Here is a 6,509-nt window from a genome sequence, read left to right on the forward strand (position 1 = left end):
GCGTGTCATGGTCGCCTGCGCTGAGATTGTTAGATTTATCAGCGTTGTTTCCGACACCTGATTCCGTGATTGGCGCATTTGTCTTTTCGACATCGATAGAAGGCTCTGGCTCACGGATACCTTTATCTGTAAAAGTCAGCTTAGAAAGGCTGATGAAAGGCGTGCTATCCGTAATCGTGCCACCTTTTGAACCAGAGATAGAATCGTTAGCAGTACCAGAATTATCTGATTGATAGAATTGGCGTTTAGAGAAAGGTTTTGAGCCGTCCTCGTTATAACTAGCTGTAATTGTCACAACATCCGTCTTGGTATCAGTTGTCATGTGAATATAAATATCCTTAATCAACTCATAGCCTTCTGGCGCTGTTTCAGGGTCTTCTGACATCTGCCATGCGCCGTATTCGAGAAGGGTTTCTCCATAGCCGTCCGTGTCATCCTTGATGCCAGTTGTCACGACTTTAGGCTCAGCTTTCGTCCCTTTAATCGGTGTGAAAATGAAATTGATGTCGTTGTAACCTGATTCAGCACTTTCGCCCACAATCTCAACTAATTTTTGGAAATTGATTTTAGCCTTAATCAGTTGGTCTTGAGACTTGGTGTTAGATGTGATGATGTTTTGTGTTTGGTCATCTTTTTTAGTGATTTCAAACGCATGCTTGTTAGGGTCAAGCGCATAGCCTACTGGCGCATCTACTTCTCGCCAATAGTATTTACCGATTGTTAAATTCCCGACAGCAACAGACAAGTCTTTGGCATCAACCTGTAAGACCAGGTTATCGCCTACAGTGACCAGTTTACCGTCCGCATAGTAAGATGCCACCTTTTTACCTTTGAGAATGGTAAATGGTGATTTAGCGATGTCATTTTGTTTGACAGCTTGGTCTTGTTTATGTGGCGCTGAACCTACCGCATCATCGCCATAAAAGAGCTGATACTTGGTTTTGGACATATCACCTTGACCACGTGAATCCGTTGCGTTTGTCTCTTTGTCCGTTTTATCTAACTGATTTTGGCCTTTGATTTCCTTGTTTGTCCCCTTGACTTCGCCTGTGATCACGGCTGTCTGATTGTCTTTCCAGACCAGTTTCAATGTTTGGGGTTTGAAGGTCAAGACAAAGCCGTCTGAAGCCTTAATTTCTTCAATATCATATGCTTCACTAAGCGGCAATTTATCGACGCTAGCAAGCCCTTTTTCATCAGTTGTGAGGGTGTAGCTCTTACCGTCAGTCTTGCTTGTCAGCTTAAATTGGTTACCTTTAAGCGAATAGTTGCCGTTGTACATGGTTTTAAGAGATTCTTCCCCTGATTTGTCCACAGTTATTTTAACAAGGACAGGCTGATTATCCACCTTAACAGTCGGTCCTGCGGCTCCTGTTTTACCTGCAACGACCGTGACTTTATAAGTCTGAGTATTGAGCGTCTGACCTGTCTCTGACGTGACTGAACTGGCACGTTCTTTCAGGGTGTAATCTCCTGCTGTAAGTCGCATACTTTCAACTGGCTTACCGTCGGCAGGCACCTTGATTTCCCCAACTTTTTTGTTAGCTTTATCAAAAATATCAAAGACAATGGGGGTAAAGCTGTAGAGCTTGTTAGGCAGTGTATCGCCATAACCAACTAAGGACTTGTCTAGCATGAACGTACCTTCAAGGTTCAATTCAAACCAAAGCTTACCGAATAAGGCGAACACAATGTCCGCATGATCGCCTTGACCGTCCATATAGGTGTAGTCGACGAGCGATGAATTAAAGCGTTTCAGGACAACATAAGAGTTGTTCATCAAAAGCGCTGAATCTGTCACACTCGCACCGTTCGAGGTTGAACGCAAGCCGTTACCTGAAACAGACAAAGCAGTGTCAGGCGATACGATGTAGCCGATAGCGCCGTTAGCATCAACCTCAGCAAGCTGGTTAGCATCGACGTCGCTGACTTTCATGGCGACGAGAAGTTCATCGTTAGGGATTTCTTGACCGTTGTCTGAACGGACTAATGAAACAGTCGTCCGAACCTTCTCGATGAAACCAACCATTGAACCGTCGCCGACATTACCACCTGAACCACCGCCGTTTTCAGACTGTCCACCGCCTGAGCTACTTCCCGATACAGGTGTGACCGCACCGATAGTGATTGTGCCACCTTGATTCTTAATGGCAAATATAGCATCTTGATTGGTCTGACCATCTGCGCCGTGTGCTATGCCGTTGTTTCTGATTTTCATTGATACAGGTATATTTTGACCTGTATTGATGTCTTTAATCGACCCAACATTTTGGACAATGAAATCAACACCTTGATTTCGATGAATAGCTAAATCTGTACCATTAAAGCCATCATTGCCTAAGAAGAAGTTAGCAGCACTACCAAAGGATGAAAGTGGTTGACCGCTATAAAGCGTGGTATTACTCTGCCAACCAATATTATCAGCGATGTATTTCACACCGTCCGTATTGGCATCTTTTAAGAGACCATTAACAGTCGCTTGAAAGCTCGCCGAGGACATATCATTAGACTGTGCCTTGACGACAGGCTTACCGTTGATTGTCCCGATTTGCGTGCCGTTGACGATTTCCGCCATGGCAGTCATCGGTAGACTACCAGCGACTAACATGAATAGACTGGCGATATAGAGCCAAACTTTCCGTTGCCGTCGCTGATTTTTGAACTTGTGTTTGTTCACAAAATCTCCTTTCTGGAAATAAAAAAAGAGAAACCTGTCAAAGATTTCTCATGCTTAGTTTATCGACTTTTCGGTCTGGTTATTTTCAATGTTTTAAGCCCAAAATCAATTTTTGAACAAAATTTGACAATAAATTTCAAAAAGTGGTATAATGAATTTAGCGAAACGTAATTAATTTTAGCTCGTAACACAAATACCCCAGAGACGGCTATCTCTAGGGTATTTTTTTCACTAGATGCGATTACTAGCGTGTGGCTTGTTTAAGGGCACGCCTTAATCATCATCTTTCTCGTCAAGCAAACGAGCGACTAGCATAGAGACAAGCTCAACGACTAGACCGACCAAAATCGGGATGACAATTAACGTAATTAATTCCTTTAACACTCGTAACACCTCCTCCTATGTTGCGACATAGTAAGGTAGCGAGCCCAAAGATTATTATATCACAATTACTATGCGATTAATCACAAATTCCGACAATAATTAAAAGGCAACCATTTTGATGATTGCCTTTTTCTATCTTATTTTATTCCCCACGGATTATCTTTGCCTGTACCATCATAATTCCCACCCTGACTAGCCTCATACGCATCCTTATCCCGCCCAGCCTGAGACCAGTCAACTGGATGCTCGTTGGGATTTGAAGGTTGTTGTGGTGTTGCAGGCGCATTGTTACTTGGCGCTTCTGGCTGTGGTGCATAGCTATAGTCAGGTTGTGCCTCAGCCTGTGCGACTTGTTGCGCCTGTTCCTGTGCTGCAGCTTGTGCTTGTTGTTCCGCCTGCGCTTGTTCGGCTTGCGCTTTGTCTGCTTCAGCTTTAGCCTTGGCGTCCGCATCTGCTTTCGCCTTAGCTTCTGTTTCCTTTTTAAGCGCTAACTCCTTGAGCTTCGCCTTGTTTTCAGCCTCAAACTTAGCCTTCTCAGCCGCTGCTTTTTCTACCTTGGCTTTTTTGTCTTGCTTAGCTTTCTTATCTGCGGCGATTTTTTCTTGTTTCGCTTCAGCTTTAGCAGATGCCACATTGTGCTTGTGTACGCTCACACCAGCACCTAAGCCAAGTAAAGCTAGGACTACTACACCTGCAATAATCCGTTGTTTTAACGTTGTATTTTGAATTTTTGTGATCAAGTTCATGTTTTCTCTCCCTTTATTAATTATTTCCGACGATAACTAGCGGCATAGTTTTATAAAGCACCAGTTCATATTTAGGATGCCCGTTTCTACGTATCCGCTCACGTAATTCAGACATCCAGAACTCGTCATCTAATCCAAGTCTACCATATACTAAGCCACTAAATGGTATCGCACACCTTTGTTCTCGCTCAAGATGCTTGAGTACTTTCTCCAGCTCATTTGTTAGTGCCATTTCTTACCTCCATTCTATCATATTTCTAGCTTATCTTTGGTGTAAAAGTGTAATTTTCCACTTTTACGATAATGTTTTTTTATCACTTTGCCTCAAACGAATTAACTACTGAACCCTTAGGCACATTGAAAATAAATTTTTCATCTGAAAGAGGCTTGAAGTGAGACCAACGACTACTGTTAAATTCCCTCAAGAGTTTATCAAAGCGCTTATCTTCATATGTCTGCTTTTTAATTACCAAAGCAGGACTTTCAGTCGTTTCATTGATGAAGACCTGCTTGTCACTAGAAAGGCTATACTCATTTTTTAGGTTCAAAAATTGATAGCCATCCGTCTCTTTAACCACATACCTATAATCTCTTTTGTTTGAGGTTTCAACGCTGCCATAGACAAACAGAAAGCCGCCTGAAACATGACCATTGATTTCTTGTGAGTTGGTCGTGTTTAAGTTATAGATTGGAATTGACTCGCTAATCTCTATCTTTTTCGCCTGAGTTAAATATGTTTTTTGTATCTCAGATTTTGGTAGCCCTTTATATTTGGAAGTTCTAAACCCTCCTGAACACGAGCAAACAATCAATATAATGGCTAGCACAGGTAAAGGAATAAGCAGTACGATGATCGTGTCCCTATCTAGATAATCGTCATAAAGCATGATAAAGAATAACAGTATGATTATCACTATTAAGCTAAAAGCAATCAAACCTATGGTATGAGCTAGCTGATTATTTTTAGGAATTTTACTAATTTCTTTCAAGTATTCTGAATAGGTGTATTTATCCATTTTCGCCCTCTTTCACTATTTTATCGCCGTTTTAGGTTTCGTCTGGAAGACGAAAAAGAAGAAATCATCATCAGAGGTATTATCATTGACACGTTTAAGTTCATCCTCGTTCATTTTCCAAGTAATCAAGCCGTTCTTTATTTTTAAAGTCCCTTTATCGGTCACGTCTTTACTGCCATGAACAACGCATAGACCGACTAAATCTTTTTTCAAGTACTCAGTGTTTATCGTCTGATCAAATGAATTTGATTTAAAATTATACGTAATAGGATCTACATTTGATTGAAGGACTGATAAACCTTGTTGATTGAAATTCATTGCAGTTGAAAATTTGATTTCTGTATAATGCTTAGTATCAAATGCTCTCAAGCCAATCTCTGTAAAAAGAAATTTATCAAATTGAACTTCTTTTTTATCGTTGTTTTCTTTGTCATCAGGGTCAACCGTGTAGGTTTTACTTCCAAAAACTTCTGATTGATTGTTAGCCTCTGCAAGTATATCAGCCACTACTTGCTTTCCTGCTGTCTCATACTCTGGTAAAAAGTGTTGTCCCTTAGTAATCTTTGTCATGTTGCGTTCTTCCACAAACTTGATGAAATGAGTAGGCTTAAAAAGAAAAACTACCACTAGACCAAGGACAACTATTATCAAGAGGAATAAAATTTTTCTTCGTATTACTCTAAAAATAGAATTTAAACTGTTCAATGCTTAGTCCCCTTCATTTTTTCCAACTAACAGTAACCTTATTATCTATATCGATTATTTTGTAGCCTAGTGATTCAAGCCTTGATCGCCCTCTTTCTGATAGACAGTAACTAATCATGGACTGGGTTTTTCCCCAATCATCATCTTTAAACAACTTAAAGCACTGGTAACCCATATCAGCGTAATTTTGAATCTTTTTAGCAAGTAATTCCTCAACCTCTCCAGCCAATAAAGAACTTGACTGACGAACCTTGACAGCTCTTGTAAAAACATCAGCTACCACTTCATCTATTTCCTTATCATCCCTATTGACTACTTCAGCAATAAAGTAATCCCCTACAATCAATATTTGTAGTACCTCAACAGGTTGGTCTCCATTGACTGGGGTTTCACAGGTTAAATCCCAAATATTATTGACGTGTTCTCTCACGAAATAACTATCTACTTGTGTTTTAGCTATCAAACCGTTATTGGCTTGAACAGTTGTTGTTGAATCAAACATTTTAATACCATCACTTTCTATGTCATTAAATTTACGACTTGCATTCTCTAAAATATAGGCAAAATCATTGTCTACATTTCAGAAAATACAAGCATTTCCTTGTATTTCTGCTACTTAGTCAGCCTTAGAAATCATCAATAGTCATTTGACCATCTACGACCTTGTAATCATCAGCCAACGCCTTGTAGGCTTTCACTTTCTGATTTTCAAGGGCGATCGTTTCAAAGTAAAGTTCTAAAGCCGCATCAAGCAAGCTCAAATGTGTTTGACCAGTTGCTGTTTTGAGGATATTCAGCTTTTCATAGCTCTCTAGTGTGACCTTGACTGTTGTCAATTTATTCTGTTTTTTTGACACCTGCACTTGTTGCTTGCGCCTTGTTTCAAGCGGAATATGTGTCTTTTGACTGTTTTCAGGGTCAAGATACTTACTTAAATTAGCCATGAGTGACCTCCTCAAGTTGCGCCAGAACATTATCAAA

General features: G+C 40.4%; 8 protein-coding genes. All 8 read right to left on the reverse strand.

All coding sequences use genetic code 11. The features are described from left to right. On the reverse strand, positions 1–2,677 hold a 2,677-nt coding region (locus tag ACYQ21_RS14325), incomplete at its 3' end, for an MSCRAMM family protein (RefSeq protein WP_460059252.1). Between the two features lie 273 nt (positions 2,678–2,950). Continuing rightward, positions 2,951–3,061, reverse strand: a complete 111-nt coding sequence (locus ACYQ21_RS14330; RefSeq protein WP_460059253.1) for a type I toxin-antitoxin system Fst family toxin — start codon at positions 3,059–3,061, stop codon at positions 2,951–2,953. Positions 3,062–3,198: 137 nt separating this feature from the next. Then, positions 3,199–3,807 carry a hypothetical protein gene (locus ACYQ21_RS14335; RefSeq protein WP_460059254.1) on the reverse strand — a complete coding sequence of 203 codons (609 nt, stop codon included), beginning with the start codon at positions 3,805–3,807 and terminating at the stop codon, positions 3,199–3,201. Between the two features lie 16 nt (positions 3,808–3,823). Then, positions 3,824–4,039, reverse strand: coding sequence for a hypothetical protein (locus ACYQ21_RS14340; RefSeq protein WP_460059255.1), 216 nt, complete (start codon positions 4,037–4,039; stop codon positions 3,824–3,826). Positions 4,040–4,121: 82 nt separating this feature from the next. Then, a complete protein-coding gene (locus tag ACYQ21_RS14345; RefSeq protein ID WP_460059257.1) occupies positions 4,122–4,823 on the reverse strand; it encodes a hypothetical protein in 702 nt (233 codons plus the stop codon). Between the two features lie 15 nt (positions 4,824–4,838). Further along, on the reverse strand, positions 4,839–5,393 hold the full coding sequence (locus ACYQ21_RS14350) for a hypothetical protein (RefSeq protein WP_460059259.1): 555 nt from the start codon (positions 5,391–5,393) through the stop codon (positions 4,839–4,841). A 148-nt stretch (positions 5,394–5,541) separates the two neighbouring features. Beyond that, positions 5,542–6,030, reverse strand: a complete 489-nt coding sequence (locus ACYQ21_RS14355; protein ID WP_460059261.1) for a hypothetical protein — start codon at positions 6,028–6,030, stop codon at positions 5,542–5,544. Positions 6,031–6,154: 124 nt separating this feature from the next. Then, positions 6,155–6,472 (reverse strand): hypothetical protein, encoded by a 318-nt coding sequence (locus tag ACYQ21_RS14360; RefSeq protein ID WP_460059262.1) that lies wholly within the window; start codon positions 6,470–6,472, stop codon positions 6,155–6,157. Positions 6,473–6,509 lie beyond the last annotated feature (37 nt).

This window comes from Pseudolactococcus yaeyamensis, assembly GCF_054658615.1.